General features: G+C 59.4%; 12 protein-coding genes. 9 read left to right on the top strand and 3 right to left on the bottom strand.

Annotation, left to right across the window (positions count from 1 at the left end; genetic code table 11):
* Positions 1–48: 48 nt before the first annotated feature.
* The 3 genes from ACQZ5Y_RS23075 (at position 49) to ACQZ5Y_RS23065 (ending at position 4,488) form a co-directional block, all read left to right on the top strand.
* Entirely contained in the window at positions 49–954 is a 906-nt protein-coding gene (locus tag ACQZ5Y_RS23075) for a UTP--glucose-1-phosphate uridylyltransferase (protein ID WP_004431732.1), read from the top strand.
* Between the two features lie 107 nt (positions 955–1,061).
* A complete protein-coding gene (locus tag ACQZ5Y_RS23070; protein ID WP_004431729.1) occupies positions 1,062–3,410 on the top strand; it encodes a polysaccharide biosynthesis tyrosine autokinase in 2,349 nt (782 codons plus the stop codon).
* Positions 3,411–3,543: 133 nt separating this feature from the next.
* Positions 3,544–4,488 carry a 2-hydroxyacid dehydrogenase gene (locus ACQZ5Y_RS23065; protein ID WP_174060213.1) on the top strand — a complete coding sequence of 315 codons (945 nt, stop codon included), beginning with the start codon at positions 3,544–3,546 and terminating at the stop codon, positions 4,486–4,488.
* An 18-nt stretch (positions 4,489–4,506) separates the two neighbouring features.
* Here ACQZ5Y_RS23065 and ACQZ5Y_RS23060 read toward each other — a convergent pair whose 3' ends face one another.
* A complete protein-coding gene (locus ACQZ5Y_RS23060; RefSeq protein WP_013762051.1) occupies positions 4,507–7,482 on the bottom strand; it encodes a PAS domain-containing protein in 2,976 nt (991 codons plus the stop codon).
* A 317-nt stretch (positions 7,483–7,799) separates the two neighbouring features.
* Here ACQZ5Y_RS23060 and ACQZ5Y_RS23055 point away from each other — a divergent pair, with 317 nt between their 5' ends.
* From ACQZ5Y_RS23055 to ACQZ5Y_RS23045, 3 genes are all read left to right on the top strand, one after another.
* Positions 7,800–8,798, top strand: coding sequence for an ABC transporter substrate-binding protein (locus tag ACQZ5Y_RS23055; RefSeq protein WP_004431723.1), 999 nt, complete (start codon positions 7,800–7,802; stop codon positions 8,796–8,798).
* Between the two features lie 122 nt (positions 8,799–8,920).
* Positions 8,921–9,808, top strand: a complete 888-nt coding sequence (locus ACQZ5Y_RS23050) for an ABC transporter permease (RefSeq protein WP_004431720.1) — start codon at positions 8,921–8,923, stop codon at positions 9,806–9,808.
* A complete protein-coding gene (locus tag ACQZ5Y_RS23045) occupies positions 9,801–10,856 on the top strand; it encodes a quaternary amine ABC transporter ATP-binding protein (RefSeq protein ID WP_174060212.1) in 1,056 nt (351 codons plus the stop codon). Before ACQZ5Y_RS23050 ends, ACQZ5Y_RS23045 begins: the two co-directional genes overlap by 8 nt.
* Here the strand turns inward: ACQZ5Y_RS23045 and ACQZ5Y_RS23040 are convergent.
* Entirely contained in the window at positions 10,853–12,082 is a 1,230-nt protein-coding gene (locus tag ACQZ5Y_RS23040) for a TIGR03862 family flavoprotein (protein ID WP_174060211.1), read from the bottom strand. The two genes, ACQZ5Y_RS23045 and ACQZ5Y_RS23040, sit on opposite strands and share 4 nt — an antisense overlap.
* 66 nt (positions 12,083–12,148) lie before the next feature.
* On the opposite strand from ACQZ5Y_RS23040, the gene ACQZ5Y_RS23035 reads away from it, so the two are divergent.
* Genes ACQZ5Y_RS23035 through ACQZ5Y_RS23025 form a run of 3 tightly spaced genes read left to right on the top strand, consistent with a single transcriptional unit; the run spans position 12,149 to position 14,095 of the window.
* Positions 12,149–12,736, top strand: a complete 588-nt coding sequence (locus tag ACQZ5Y_RS23035) for an IMPACT family protein (RefSeq protein ID WP_174060210.1) — start codon at positions 12,149–12,151, stop codon at positions 12,734–12,736.
* A 55-nt stretch (positions 12,737–12,791) separates the two neighbouring features.
* Positions 12,792–13,460 (top strand): pseudouridine synthase, encoded by a 669-nt coding sequence (locus tag ACQZ5Y_RS23030; protein WP_174060209.1) that lies wholly within the window; start codon positions 12,792–12,794, stop codon positions 13,458–13,460.
* 8 nt (positions 13,461–13,468) lie between these two features.
* The gene (locus ACQZ5Y_RS23025) at positions 13,469–14,095 is read left to right on the top strand and encodes a class I SAM-dependent methyltransferase (protein WP_174060208.1); all 627 of its coding nucleotides are present in this window, start codon (positions 13,469–13,471) and stop codon (positions 14,093–14,095) included.
* On the opposite strand, the gene ACQZ5Y_RS23020 is transcribed toward ACQZ5Y_RS23025, so the two are convergent.
* Complete coding sequence (locus ACQZ5Y_RS23020) at positions 14,096–14,281, bottom strand: hypothetical protein (RefSeq protein WP_004431706.1); 186 nt, start codon at positions 14,279–14,281, stop codon at positions 14,096–14,098.
* Positions 14,282–14,459: the final 178 nt, after the last annotated feature.

Below are 14,459 nucleotides of genomic sequence, written 5' to 3'. Positions count from 1 at the left end.
TCTGCAAGCGGACTGGGGACAGATCAAACCTTGATGAAGGAGAACGCGATGGACCTGAACAAAACTGTCAGAAAAGCCGTCATTCCCGTAGCCGGCAACGGCACGCGGTTTTTGCCCGCCACCAAGGCGATGCCGAAGGAAATGCTCACGATCGTCGACCGGCCGGTCGTGCAATATGCCGTCGATGAGGCCATGCAGGCCGGCATCGAGCACATTATTTTCGTAACCAGCCGTAACAAGACCGCCATCGAAGACTATTTCGACAGCGCGCCCGAGCTTATCAACACGCTCACCCGCTCCGGCAAGACGGTGCAGGTGCTGCAGCTTGAAAAGATGCTGCCAGTCGCAGGCACAGTCAGCTACACCCGCCAGCAGGTGCCGCTCGGCCTCGGCCACGCGGTTTGGTGCGCGCGCGAACTGGTGGGCAAGGAGCCTTTTGCGCTGCTTTTGCCTGATATGGTTTCCTATGGCGCACGCGGCTGCATTGCCGGGTTGATGGAACTCTACGACGAAGTCGGCGGCAATATCCTCGGTGTTGAGGAATGCCTGCCGGAAGAAGTGTCATCCTACGGCGTCGTTGGTGTCGGCCAGAAGGTCAATCACGGCTTTGCGGTGACCGAAATGGTCGAGAAGCCGGAACCATCCAGGGCGCCTTCGAATTATTATCTCAACGGCCGTTATATTCTGCAGCCGGAAATCTTCGACATTCTCGCCAAACAGGAGCGTGGCGCGGGCAACGAAATCCAGCTGACTGACGGCATGAAGCGGCTCGCTGAGAAGCAGGCCTTCCATGCGCAGAAGTACAGCGGTCGCACATTCGACTGCGGCAGCAAGCAGGGCTTCATCGCCGCCAATGTCGCTTTCTCGCTGATGCGTGCCGACATGGAGGCGCAGGTTCTCGCTTCCGTCAAGGAACTCGTCGCAAACCATGAAAGCCGCGTTCAGGCGGCCTGACTTTAATCGTGCTGCCGGGGAGGCGGTCGGCACATCAATAACGGGGGGCGGGAAGCCGAGCGTTGCTCGGCTTCCCGCGTACCATTTTTAATTCACAAGGTAGGTCCATGCACCACAAGACCTTTAAATCCAGCATCGGTTTTCCGGATCCCGGCAAGGATGCCGACACATTTATTGACCTCGATCGCCTCTGGGCAGCCGTGGTGCGCCGCGCCAATGTCATTGCCGCCTCGGTCATCGCCGCTGTGGTTCTGGCCGGCCTTTATCTGGTGCTTGCAACCCCCGTTTACACCGCGATGACTCAGGTGCTTCTGGATGAAAGCCTTTCCCGTTACGCGGAAGAGGAATCGCCGGTACCTGCCGCCCAGATCGTCGACAACCGTATCGCCAGTGCTGTGGAAATTCTGAAATCCAAGGAAATGGCGCTGACCGTGGTCGACAAGGCCAAGCTCGACGAGAACGACACCATCGTCAATCCGTCGCTGTCGCCGGTCGATCTCGTGAAATCTTCCGTGCGCGGTATCGTCGATCTCATCCTGCCCGGAGATCCGCCGGCCTCCGAAGCGGCAATCCGCGCCGGACGCCGCGAAAAGGCAGCCGCCGTGCTGCAACAATCGCTGATCGTAGAGCGTGTCGGCCGCAGTTCGGTCATCGCCATTTCCACCCGTTCGACGGATCGGCAGCTTGCCGCGCTCATCGCCAAGACCTATGCGCAGGCCTATCTGACCGAACAGCTGAACGCCAATTTCGACGCCAGCGAGCGCGCTTCCGTGTGGCTGCAGGAGCGCATGAGCGACCTGAACCAGCGTGCGCAGGCCGCACAGCTTGCTGTCGAAAAATTCAAGACGGACAATAATATCGTTTCTTCGCGCGGCGAGCTGATGTCGGAAGGCCAGTTGGCCGATCTCAACGGCCAGCTGATTGCCGCGCAGGCGGATGTCGCGACGGCTGCTGCACGTTATGGCCAGTACAAATCCATCATCGACCGGGGACCGGATGCAGCCGTTGACAATGCAGTCGTTTCCGCGCGGGATGCCGATAACTCGGTCATTCAGGACCTTCGCAAGCGCTACATCACGATCTCTGACCGATTGCAGGGCGTCGTCCAGCAATTCGGCGCCGACCACCCTCAGGCGGTAGCGCTGGAGAGTGAGAAGAAAGAGATTGCAAGGCAGATCTTCCAGGAACTGCAGCAGGTTACGGGCAGCCTGAAGAACGAATACGACGTCTCCAATTCCCGTGTGCAATCGCTTCGCGACAATATCGACCGCGTGGCGGGCCGCAATTCGCAGGCCAATATCACCATGGTGCAATTGCGTGAGCTGGAGCAGCGGGCAACCGCTCTGCGCACACTTTACCAGTCCTACCTCGGCCGCTTCGAAGAAGCATCCCAGAAACAGTCGCTGCCGATCGCCAAGGCCCGCATCATCTCCGAAGCGGGTCTGCCGACAGCTCCGTCCAGCCCGAAAAAGACGATGACCATGGCGCTTTCCGTCATTCTCGGCCTTATGCTGGGCGGCGGCATCGCAGCGCTTCTTGAGTTCCGGGATCGCTTTTTCCACACCGGCAACGATGTGCGCGACAATCTGCGCATGCGTTTTCTGGGCTACCTGCCCTTTATCGGGGAACGGGGTGCAGAAACCGCAAAGTCGGGTACCCCTGCCGCCACCCCCGGCAGCGAGAGCACGACCATCGACGAAAACGGTCAGGTCTCGTTCCAGAAAATGCTACGCCTTGCCGTCGACAGCCCGCGCTCAAGCTTTGCCGAGACGCTGCGCAACGTGAAGCTGACGGCTGATGTCGTTATCCAGGAACGCCAGTGCCGGGTAATCGGCGTCATCTCGTGCCTGCCGAACGAGGGTAAATCGGTCGTGGCGCTCAATCTCGCCGGTCTGATCGCCTCCACCGGCAAGCGCACGCTTGTGGTGGATGCCGACATCCGCAACCCCGGCCTCAGCCGCATGCTGACAACGCGGCAATCCGCCGGTCTGGTGGAGGTCGTGCTTGACGAGATACCGTGGACGCAGGCAGTGAAGGTCGATACCCGCACGAAAATGGGCATCCTTCCGGTTTCCACAAGCAACCAGTTTGCCCATTCAAGCGAGCTTCTTGCCTCCTCCGGCATGCGCAAATTCATCGAATCGGCGCGTGAGGCCTGCGACTACATCATTGTCGACCTTGCACCCGTCGTTCCCGTCATCGACGCAAAAGCCTTCGCACCGCAGGTCGATGGTTTCGTCTTCGTGACGGAATGGGGCAAGACGCCGATCCAGATGGTGCAGAACCTGATGGCCAACGAACCACAGATTGCCAACAAGACGTTGGGTATCGTGCTCAACAAGACCGATATGACGGAATTGCAGCGTTATGCAGGCCCCGGTGGTTCTGAGCATTATCACGAGACATTCGCGGCCTATTACGGCGACGCCAAACCGCCGGTGAAGGAAAACGCCTGAATGGTGTAGCGGCCCGGTGCAAACCGGGCCGCTTTTTTTTGCAGCTCAAATTTTGCTATCCAGCCTATGGCGTTGCCCGCAAAATTACGCATTGATGGCGACCAACCAATCGCCAGCAAGCAGGACCAGTTTCATGCCATCACCCATCGCCCTTGTTTCGCGGATGAATGCGCAAGCGGAAGCCATCTGGAAGCAAGCGCTTCGCGACGCCATGCCGGAAGAGGAAATCCTCTCCTTTTCCGAATTAAGCGGGGAGCAGAAACGCGCGGTGGACTTCGCCATCGTCGCCAATCCCGATCCAGCCGATATTGCAGCCTTGCCGGGTCTTTCGTGGATTCACAGCCTGTGGGCGGGTGTCGAACGGCTCGTTCTGGAACTGGGAGACAAGGCGCCGCCGATCGTGCGGCTGAAAGACCCGGAGCTTTCACGCGTGATGGCGGAAGCCGTGCTGGCATGGACATATTACCTGCAACGCGACATGCCGGCCTATCGCGTAAACCAGCAAAAAGCCCTCTGGCAGGAACTCGATTATCGGCATCCGGGCGAGATGACCATCGGCCTCCTCGGCCTCGGCGCGCTTGGAACGGCTGCGGCGCAACGCCTGCTTCATGCAGGCTTCAACGTTTCCGGCTGGAGCCGCTCGGCCAAGGCAATCGAGGGAGTGGCAACGCTGACGGGCGATGACGGGCTGGAGGACTTGCTGGAAAAAAGCGACATTCTCGTCTGTCTGGTGCCGCTGACCGATGCGACGCGCGGCCTTCTGAATGCCGACCGTCTCGGCGCCATGAAAAAGGGAGCCGCACTCATCAATTTCGCCCGCGGAGCCGTCGTCGTCGCCGATGACCTGATCGCGGCGCTTGATTCCGGCCAGCTTTCGCATGCGGTTCTCGATGTCTTCGAACAGGAGCCGCTACCTCCCGCCTCCGCATTCTGGCAGCACCCGAAAGTGACCGTCCTGCCACATATTTCCGCGCCGACAAGCCGGGAAAGTTCCGCGAAAATAGTGGCAGGCAATGTCAAGACATGGCGTGAAACAGGCACGCTACCGGAAACGGTCGATATGACGCGCGGTTATTGAGACACGATGGCGGGCGGTTTATTCGCCCGCCATCGTGTTTGCCGTATGGGCCAGTTCGACAGCTGAGACGATCTGCTGTTCGTCATAGGGCTTGGTCAAAAGCACTGCCGTTTCCGGCGCCCCGTTCGGCAGTTGGTTGTCTCCCGTGGCAAACACAATGGCTAGTCCTGGTTTCCGGCGCAATGCCTCAACCGCCAGCTCGCCGCCCTTCATGTCCGGCAGGCCTATGTCGGTAACGAGAACATCGATCTCTTCCGTCTCGATCGCCTTTAGCGCCTGCACAGCATTTCCGGCCTCGACGACGGCAAAGCCGTTATCGGCCAGCATCTCGGTCGAATTCATCCGGATCAACTCGTCATCCTCAACAAGAAGCACGCAAACCGATCTGGTCTCGTCTCCGACGACCTGCGCGGGTTCGGGGGTTTTGGAATGACGCGGTGATGATACCGGCCTCGTCTTGGCGAGAGAAACCTGCTTGCGATTGGCGATGACATGGCGGATGCGCCGCGCCAGCGCTTCGCGCGTGTAAGGCTTGGAGAGCAGTTCCACCCCGGAATCCAGCTTGCCGCCATGCACGATGGAGTTTTCCGTATAACCGGATGTGAAGAGAACGGCGAGATTAGGCAACCTTTCCTGCGCACGGCGCGCCATTTCCCGGCTTTTCAAAGGTCCCGGCATCACCACATCGGTGAAGATGACGTCAATCGGAATGCCGCTTTCGACCACCGTCAAACCAGCCTGCGCATCGCGGGCAGTGAGCACGCGGTAACCGAGATCGCTCAGTGTCTCGACGACGGTGCTGCGCACCTCCTCGTCATCCTCCACCACAAGGATCGTTTCCGTGCCACCCTCGACGGGGCCGGTCGGTATCACCACTTCCCTGTCCTCGTCGGCGGCGGATCGCGGTAGATACATCTTCACCGTCGTGCCCTGCCCCACCTCGCTATAGATGTTGACGTGGCCACTGGACTGTTTTGCAAAGCCGTAGACCATCGAAAGGCCGAGACCGGTGCCTTTGCCTTCCGGTTTCGTCGAAAAGAACGGCTCGAACACCTTTTCCAGAATGTCCGGCGACATGCCCGATCCGGTATCGGTAACAGCCAGCATGACATATTGCCCCGGAGAAACTTCCGAATGCTTGCGCGCGTAATCGCGATCGAGAACCGCATTGCCGACCTCGATCGTCAGCTTGCCGTGCCCTTCCATGGCATCGCGCGCATTGATCGCGAGATTAAGGAGAGCGTTTTCCACCTGGTTGGGGTCGGCATAGGTATTCCACAGGCCGCCGGAGGTGATGACCTCAACCTCGATCGCCTCACCAAGCGAACGGCGCAGGAGATCATCCATGCCGGTAACGAAGCGGGAGATGTTGATAACGCGCGGTTCCAGCGCCTGACGGCGGCCAAAGGCCAGAAGCTGGCTTGCAAGCTTGGCACCGCGATGAACGCCGGCCAGCGCATTTTCCAGCCGCCGTTCGGCACGCTCGTTGCCAATCACGTCCTTTGACAGCAATTGCAGATTGCCCGCGATTACCTGAAGAAGATTGTTGAAATCATGCGCGACGCCACCGGTCAACTGGCCGATGGATTCCATTTTCTGCGCCTGCTGCAACGCCCTTTCGGTCTGGCGGCGCTCGGCGATTTCCGTCTCGACCCGCGCTTCCAGCCCTTCATTCAATTGGCGAAGCTGCTCTTCCGCTCTTATGCGGTGGCGAATCTCGCGTTCCAGATTGCTGGCATGTTCTTTAAGCGTGTTCTCGGCCAGCCGCTGTTCGGTGATATCCGTGTGGACACCCACCCATTCCGCAATATCACCGGAATTGTCGAAAATCGGAACGCCACGGATCGCAAATGTGCGGTAGACGCCGTCATGGCGGCGAACGCGATGCTCCCAAATATAGGTCGCCCGCGCGGAAACGGCTTTTGTCCAGCTTTCCAGCGAATGGTCCCTGTCTTCGGGATGAACCGCTTCGACCCAGCCGAACCCCTGATACTCGTCGAAGCTCTGCCCGGTAAGTGCACCCCACGCAGGCTGCTCACCCAGCATCATGCCGTCGGCGGTATTGGTCCAAAGCACGCCGTGGACCGCATCAACAGCGGCGCGGAAACGGTTATTGCTAAGCACAATTTCGTGCTCGGAACGTTTCCGGTCCTCGATATCGATGATCAGCACATAAATGCCGTCAACCGAGCCATCGGCGATATAGCGGGGAACATAACGGATTTCGGCGGCTCGCTTGCTGCCATCCGGTCTGCTGATCACCGTATCCGAAACGATCTTTTCGCCGCCGAGCGCACGATCGAGATAGGCCCTGCGCGAACTGAAGAACGCGTCTCCAACGATTTCCGGAACGCTGCGGCCGATCACCTCCTCGGCGCTGCGGCCGAACCACTCCAGATAACCGTCATTGGCGAATTTATAGACATAGTCGCGATCGACATATCCCACCAGGATCGGCAGGGCATTGGTAAGCCGGCTCAGCTCCTTGCGGCTCTGCTCCAGCGCCTCCACGGCCTTCACCTTTTCGGTGTTTTCAAGCACCGTGCACAGGACGCCGTCCACCGCGCCGCCATCATTGTAGATCGGCGTATAGAACAGATCGAAGATCACCTCTTCCGGCTGACCGTGCCGCATCAGCGTCATCGGCTGGTCGCGATAAGCCATGACCTCGCCACGAAAGCCAGCCTCCAGAATGCGGCTGTTCCAGTCCCAGATCTCGGGCCAGATACCTGGCACCGTTCCGCCCAGCGCCCGCGGGTGATAATTGCCGGCAATTTCCGCATAGCCGTCATTGTAGATCATCACATGATCCGCACCCCACATCAGCACCTGCGGAATGGGAGAGTTGACGACGGAATTGGCCTTCTGCCTCAAATTCTGCGGCCAGTCGCTAATCGGACCGAGCGATGTCTTCGACCAGTCGAAGCCACGCACAAGCTCACCCGTTTCACCGCCGCCGATCGGCCATACCGGGGCAGCACGAAGATTGGTCATTCAATATCACCACAAAAAAGAGACGAAATTTTCCGTAGTACAGAACGGAATAAATGTCCAAGAAAACAGAAACTTCTGCTTGTTGTTCACGGCTTTTCAGAAGCGCGACCGGCAAGACTGGGGAATTCGCACGCCGCAAACTTCGCAGAAGCACCCCACAAGCGTGATGATTGATTGACGATTGCCATCCTCAATACGCCAAAAACTGCCGCAAACGGAACGGCAACAAAGTAATTATTAACGCTCAATGCGGGTGCTGGCGGTCGCGGTGCCGTCAGCGCCCGGGTCTTCGCACACCGCGACCAGAGGGAACAAAAATGAAAATACTTTTGGGTGCCACAATTCTTTCCGCCGGCTTCGCCCTTACAGGCGGTGCAGCCTTTGCTGCGGACTGTGGAAACGTCACGATCGCCAGCATGAACTGGCAATCCGCTGAAGTCGCCGCCAATCTCGACAAGATCATTCTGGAAAAGGGTTACGGTTGCAGCGCTGAAATCGTCACAGGCGACACCGTACCGACATTGACCTCCATGGCCGAAAAGGGCCAGCCTGATATCGCGCCGGAGGCCTGGGTCAGCCTGCAGCCGGAAATCGTCAAACAGGGACTTGAGGGCGGCAAGGTCGTGGCGGCCGCCAAGATCCTGTCGGACGGCGCTGTGCAGGGATGGTGGATCCCGAAATATGTCGCTGATGCCAACCCCGATCTCAAGACCATTCCTGATCTCTTCAAGCATCCCGAGCTCTTCCCCTCGCCTGAAGACAAGGCAAAGGGCGCCGTCTTCAACGGCCCGCAGGGCTGGGGCGGCACCGTCGTCACCGCCCAGCTCTTCAAGGCTTTTGGTGGTGAAAAGGCTGGCTTCACCCTGGTGGATACCGGTTCTGCCGCAGGTCTCGACGGCTCGGTGGCCAAGGCTTACGAAGCGAAACAGCCGTGGGTAGGCTATTACTGGGCTCCGACCTCGCTGCTCGGCAAATATGAGATGGTGAAGCTCGGCTTCGGCACGGAATATGACTCTGCCGAATGGAAACGCTGCACCTCGGTTGCCGATTGCGCGGACCCGAAGCCCAATGCATGGCAGGTTGACGACGTGCAGACGCTGGTCAGCAAGACCTTTGCCGACCGCGCCGGCCCGGCCATGGACTATCTGAACAAACGCGCCTGGACCAACGACACCGTTAACAAGCTGATCGCCTGGATGACCGACAATCAGGCAACCGGCGAAGATGGTGCGAAACACTTCCTGAAGGAAAACGAGGCTCTGTGGACGGGCTGGGTTTCCCCCGACGTCGCGCAAAAGGTCAAGGCTGCCCTCTAAAAGGGCGGCACGACATATGTGGTCGACAGCTTGGCCCGCCAATGGCGGCGCCCGGCCGTTTTTAAGTTCCGGAGCGCGGCGGATATTGCCCGCCGGCCCCGGTTCGTCGTGGAGAACAGGATATGGATTGGCTTTTCAAATTTCCGACCATGAATGATGATGCACTGCGTGCGCTGAAGAAAGTGATCGACGAGGGGTTTCGGGGTTTCACCAGAGCCTATGGCGGCACGATAGAGGGGCTGTTCACACCGCTCCAGAGCTTCCTCATCTGGGCGGAAAGGCTTTTGATCGGCACCCCCTGGCCGGTCGTTATTCTTATTGTCGGCGTACTCGCCTGGTTTGCCAGCCGCAGCGCCACCATTGTTGGACTATGTTGCGGTATTCTCTTTGCCATCGGCTGGTTCGGCATGTGGGAAGACACGATGAAGACGATCTCGATGATCTTCGTCTGCGCCGTGCTCTCGATTGTGATCGGTTTGCCGATTGGCATCGCCATGGCGCGGTCCAACCGCCTGCAGAGTATCGTGAACCCCGTTCTCGACGTCATGCAGACGATGCCGAGTTTCGTCTATCTCATTCCCGTCGTCATGCTGCTCGGCATCGGCCGTGTCCCGGGCGTTATCGCCGTGGTGATCTACGCCATTCCGCCGATGATCCGGCTTACCAATCTCGGCATCCGCATGGTTGACCGGGACGTGCTGGAAGCGGCAGACGCTTACGGTTCCTCGAAGCGCCAGAAGCTTTTCAAGGTGCAGCTGCCGCTTGCACTCCCCACCATCATGGCGGGCATCAACCAGACAATCATGATGGCGCTCGCCATGGTCGTCATCGCCTCCATGATAGGTGTTCAGGGCCTTGGCCAGCCGGTTCTGAAGGCCATCGCCAACCAGTATTTCACGCTCGGTGTGTTCAACGGCCTGGCAATCGTCGGCATCGCCATCATCTTCGACCGCATCAGCCAGGCCTACGGCCTTCGCCTGCAAAAACACCGGGAAGTGGCGCATGGCTAGTCAATCGATCGAAATCCGCAGCCTTTACAAGATTTTCGGCTCCAAGGCGGAGAATTACATCGACGCCGTGAAGGGCGGCATGTCCAAGGCGGAACTGAACGCCAAGCACGGCCATGTGCTCGGCCTCAGCGACATCAACATCACCATGCCGGGCGGGCAGATCACCGTGATCATGGGCCTTTCCGGCTCGGGAAAATCGACGCTGATCCGTCACGTCAACCGCCTGATCGACCCCACAGCGGGAGAAATCCTTTATGGCGGAACGGATGTCTGTCGCCTCAACGAAGCGGAACTTCTGGAATTCCGCCGCCACAAGACGGCGATGGTATTCCAGAAATTCGGCCTGCTGCCGCACCGCAACGTGCTGCAAAACGTCGTCTATGGCCTTGAGGTGCAGGGCGTCGACAAGGGAGAGCGGGAAGAAAAAGCCGACGTCTGGATCAAGCGGGTGGGGCTTGAAGGCTTTTCGAGCCATTATCCGAACCAGCTTTCAGGCGGCATGCAGCAGCGCGTGGGTCTCGCCCGCGCGCTGACCAACAACGCCGAAATCCTGCTGATGGACGAGGCCTATTCGGCACTTGATCCACTCATCCGCGTCGACATGCAGACAGTGCTGCTGGAATTGCAGAAAGAGCTGAAGAAAACCGTCGTCTTCATCACCCACGATCTGGATGAGGCTCTTCGGCTGGGAGACAAGATCGCCATTCTGCGCGACGGCGAGATCATCCAGCAGGGCACGGCCGCCGAAATTGTCATGAGTCCGGCAGACAGCTATATCGAAGCCTTCGTGGAAGAGGTCAATCGTGGCCGGGTCATTCGTCTCGGCGCAATCGTCCAACCGGACTTTACCGGCCAGTCGCGTCTTCAGCTCGATGCGGACATGACCGTCGAGGAAGGCTTGCGCGCGCTCGTCAGGGAGGATGTCGGCAGTGCCGTCATCATCGGCGATAACGGCAAGTCACTCGGCTCCGTCACCACGGATGCCATCATGCGCTGCCTCGTCAGGACCACGCCAAGCGCGGAAAAAAAACTGGCCGAGGCCGGTTAGGCCAAGCCGTCGAGCCATTTGGTCATGCCCCTGGCGGCGGCCTTGCCAGTGGCAAAACAGGCGGTCAGCAGATAACCGCCGGTCGGCGCCTCCCAGTCCAGCATTTCCCCGGCAGCAAAAATGCCGGGGAGTTTTTTCAGCATGTAGTTCTCATCGATACCTTGCCAGTCAACGCCCCCAGCCGATGAAATCGCCTCGGCAATCGGTCTCGTCCGTGCAAGCGGTATCTCCGCATGTTTGATTCTTGCAGCGACCGGATCATCCGGCATCGCCGAGATATCGTAAAAGATTTCCCGCAGAAGTCCGACCTTGACGGCGGAGAGGCCCACGGCCTTCCGCAACCGGTTTGCAAAACTCTCCTTGCGGCCAAGCTTTGCCAGATCCCGGCCAAGGCGCTCCAAGGTACGTCCCGGCGCCAGATCGACAGCGAGTGTCGCCTTACCCGTGTGTTCCAGCTGGTCGCGAAGTGCGGCGGAATGGGCATAGATGACGCTGCCCTCAATGCCGTGCTGCGTCACCACGAACTCGCCCTGAAACGCCCCGGCCGGGGAAATGGTGGTGACGGATTTCAACGCCTCACCGGCAAAACGCTGCCGGAAGACATCGCTCCAATCGACATCAAAGCCACAATTGGCGGGGCGGAAAGGGTTAAGCGCCACGCCTTCAGCCGCGAGTGCCGGGACCCATGCGGCATCGGAACCCAGACGCGGCCAGCTTGCGCCGCCGAGCGCCAGAAGAACGGCGTCGGCCTTCATGTAGACATCCCCCTCCGGTGTCGCGAAAGCCAGCCCGTCTGCGGAAAAACCCATCCAGCGATGCCGCGTCTTGATGATAACGCCGTGCGCCTCCAGCCGGGCAAGCCATGCCCGCAACAGCGGCGAGGCCTTCATAACCGTCGGAAACACCCGGCCCGACGTGCCGACGAAAGTCTCCTGCCCCAGACCTTGCGCCCAGTGACGCAGCGCGCCGGGCGTGAAATCATCGAGGGCGGCGCGCAGCTTTTGCTCCGCGTCGCCAAAACGGTGGAGGAAAATGTCGTAGTCTTCGGCATGGGTGATGTTGAGACCGGATTTTCCGGCCATCAGCAATTTGCGCGCGACGGTCGGCATGGCCTCGAACACCGTTACGGCATGGCCAGCCGCAGACAGCACTTCGGCCGCCATCAGGCCCGCTGGCCCGCCGCCGACAATCGCGACCTGCCTTGCCTTCTTCAAAACCCGCTCCATCGCATCTTCGCCATTGTGGCCTTATACCGATTTCCGCGCGCGAATATATGCGATATTGAAGCGCGCATGTTCACGCTCGACCGACCCGTCACCTTTTCGCAGGATATCAAGAAAAGCCGCTTCATTGCCTTTGCAGCACCTGTCACTGGCGAGGAGGATGCGAAAAGCTTCCTTGCGGCGCATTCTGACTTCGACGCAAACCACAATTGCTGGGCATGGCGAAACGGCCAGACCTATCGTTTCAGTGACGACGGCGAGCCTTCCGGCACGGCGGGAAAGCCAATCCTTCAGGCTATCGACGGTCAGGCGCTGGACAATGTCGCGGTCCTCGTCATCCGCTGGTTCGGCGGCATTCTGCTCGGCAGCGGCGGCCTCATGCGCGCCTATGGCGGCACGGCGGCGGCCTGCCTTCGGCTTGGCGAGACGTCACCGGTCATCGCCTATGTCAGCGCGACCTTGAGCTGCCCGTTCTCCGATCTGGCCCTGGTAAAATCGCGCCTCGCCGCCACGCGAAACCTGCGAGTGGAAAAGGAGGACTTCACCGGCACCGGCGCGGATATGCAGCTTTCGGTTCCCGTAGAGGAGGCCGCGCGACTGACACGGCTCATCAGCGATCTCACCAGTGGCCGCGTCAATCTTCATATTCCGGACTAATCATATTGCGGGGCAGGCATCTGGCCCCATGCCCGATTTGTGCTAAGGAAGCGCAATGTCACTTGTGCTGTCCAACCCCGTCTATAATCCGCCGCTCGAACCGTGGCTCACCATCGTGCACCGGGATGACGATCTACTGGTGCTGGACAAGCCGAGCGGACTTCTTTCGGTGCCGGGACGCGATCCCGTGCTCTTCGACAGTCTTTTGACGCGCGTGCAGAAACAGTTTCCAAAAGCACTGATGATCAACCGGCTGGACAAGGATACATCAGGCATCGTGTTGATGTCCCTGAACCGCAAGGCGCACGCGGCCGTCGCCGCCCAGTTCGAGAACCGCCAGACCCGCAAATCCTATGTCGCCGTCGTCTGGGGGAAAGTCGAGGGTGAAGAGGGCAAGGTGGACCTGCCACTCGCGATCGACCCCGAGAACAAGCCCCGCCACCGGGTGGACCACGACCATGGCAAGCCGGCGCAAAGCCTTTGGCGCGTGCTGGAAAGATTGCCGCTTCCCGCCACGAGGCTCGCACTTGCTCCTCTCACCGGCCGCACCCATCAATTGCGGGTGCATATGAAGGCTCTCGGCCACCCTATCCTTGGCGATGAATTTTATGCAGAAGGTGAAGCGCTCGCCGCCGCGCCGCGTCTTATGCTGCATGCCGAGGCGGTGGGCTTTCGTCACCCGGATGGCCGCGACGTCACCTATACCGTGCCCTGCCCCTTCTGAGGCCTGCGATGAAAGAACAAGACGAAAGCTTCGTGGTGGATTTTGTTGGCGGTGCGGTCGGTCACCGTTTTCGCTCCGGCGAGGGGCGCGGACAGGCTCTGCCGAAAGCCGCGGGCTTCACCAAAGGCCGCACGCCAAAAATCGTCGATGCCACGGCAGGGCTCGGGCGCGATGCCTTTCTGTTGGCGTCACTCGGAGCCGAAGTTACGCTGATAGAGCGTTCACCCGGTATGCACGCCCACCTTGCTGACGGCATTCGCCGCGCATTGGAGGCGGGTGGAGCCTATGCCGAGGCTGCCTCCCGCATGACGCTGCTGCAGGGCGATTCCCGGCTTCTGCTGAAAGAACTTTCACCGGAGGTGGTGATCGTGGACCCAATGCATCCGCCGCGCCACAACACGGCGCTGGTGAAAAAGGAAATGCGGGTGCTGCGGGAACTGGTGGGATCCGATCCCGATCAGGTAGAGCTGATGGAGGCTGCGCTTGAACATGCGACGAAGCGGGTGGTTCTAAAATGGCCTCTGCGCGCCGAACCTATGCCCGGCGTTCGCAAGCCTTCGCACCAGATAGTGGGAAAGAACACCCGATATGATGTCTTCATGATTTTCGGAAAATCGATCGATCCGGAGGAATGATCAGCGGAAGTTCGGCTTGCGCTGAGCGTTCATCAAAAGCTCGTGCCGGGATGCGAATTCTCCGAACAGCCTTCTCAACCGTGTCTCCTCGGCCTTGTCCAGCCGGTAACGGCGGCAAAACTCCGCAACATTGAGAATTGGCTTGGCTCTGTTCCCGTCTATGTTCTTATTGTCGATGATCTGCATGGCGGCGCCCTCCGTGTAACCAGGGGGAAAACGTAGGCGTGGGCTTGCGGTTCCCTGTAAGTTTACATGGATGAAAAAAGAGGATGCCGCCCGTACACGGCCTCATCAAGTTTTCTTGAAACTATCGCAAGAAACGAATTCCTCCCCAAATGGTTCTCTGCCCGATGCAGACAAAGGA

It is taken from the genome of Agrobacterium sp. A3-95, from assembly GCF_053521785.1.
The sequence above is the reverse complement of the archived record's forward strand: the minus strand, read 5'-3'. Positions and strand labels throughout refer to the sequence as shown.

Bases quoted from the DNA above. Each gene is read 5' to 3' on its own strand.
- ACQZ5Y_RS23075 (WP_004431732.1), top strand. From the start codon at position 49: ATGGACCTGAACAAAACTGTCAGAAAAGCCGTCATTCCCGTAGCCGGC.
- ACQZ5Y_RS23070 (WP_004431729.1), top strand. From the start codon at position 1,062: ATGCACCACAAGACCTTTAAATCCAGCATCGGTTTTCCGGATCCCGGC.
- ACQZ5Y_RS23065 (WP_174060213.1), top strand. From the start codon at position 3,544: ATGCCATCACCCATCGCCCTTGTTTCGCGGATGAATGCGCAAGCGGAA.
- ACQZ5Y_RS23060 (WP_013762051.1), bottom strand. From the start codon at position 7,482: ATGACCAATCTTCGTGCTGCCCCGGTATGGCCGATCGGCGGCGGTGAA.
- ACQZ5Y_RS23055 (WP_004431723.1), top strand. From the start codon at position 7,800: ATGAAAATACTTTTGGGTGCCACAATTCTTTCCGCCGGCTTCGCCCTT.
- ACQZ5Y_RS23050 (WP_004431720.1), top strand. From the start codon at position 8,921: ATGGATTGGCTTTTCAAATTTCCGACCATGAATGATGATGCACTGCGT.
- ACQZ5Y_RS23045 (WP_174060212.1), top strand. From the start codon at position 9,801: ATGGCTAGTCAATCGATCGAAATCCGCAGCCTTTACAAGATTTTCGGC.
- ACQZ5Y_RS23040 (WP_174060211.1), bottom strand. From the start codon at position 12,082: ATGGAGCGGGTTTTGAAGAAGGCAAGGCAGGTCGCGATTGTCGGCGGC.
- ACQZ5Y_RS23035 (WP_174060210.1), top strand. From the start codon at position 12,149: ATGTTCACGCTCGACCGACCCGTCACCTTTTCGCAGGATATCAAGAAA.
- ACQZ5Y_RS23030 (WP_174060209.1), top strand. From the start codon at position 12,792: ATGTCACTTGTGCTGTCCAACCCCGTCTATAATCCGCCGCTCGAACCG.
- ACQZ5Y_RS23025 (WP_174060208.1), top strand. From the start codon at position 13,469: ATGAAAGAACAAGACGAAAGCTTCGTGGTGGATTTTGTTGGCGGTGCG.
- ACQZ5Y_RS23020 (WP_004431706.1), bottom strand. From the start codon at position 14,281: ATGCAGATCATCGACAATAAGAACATAGACGGGAACAGAGCCAAGCCA.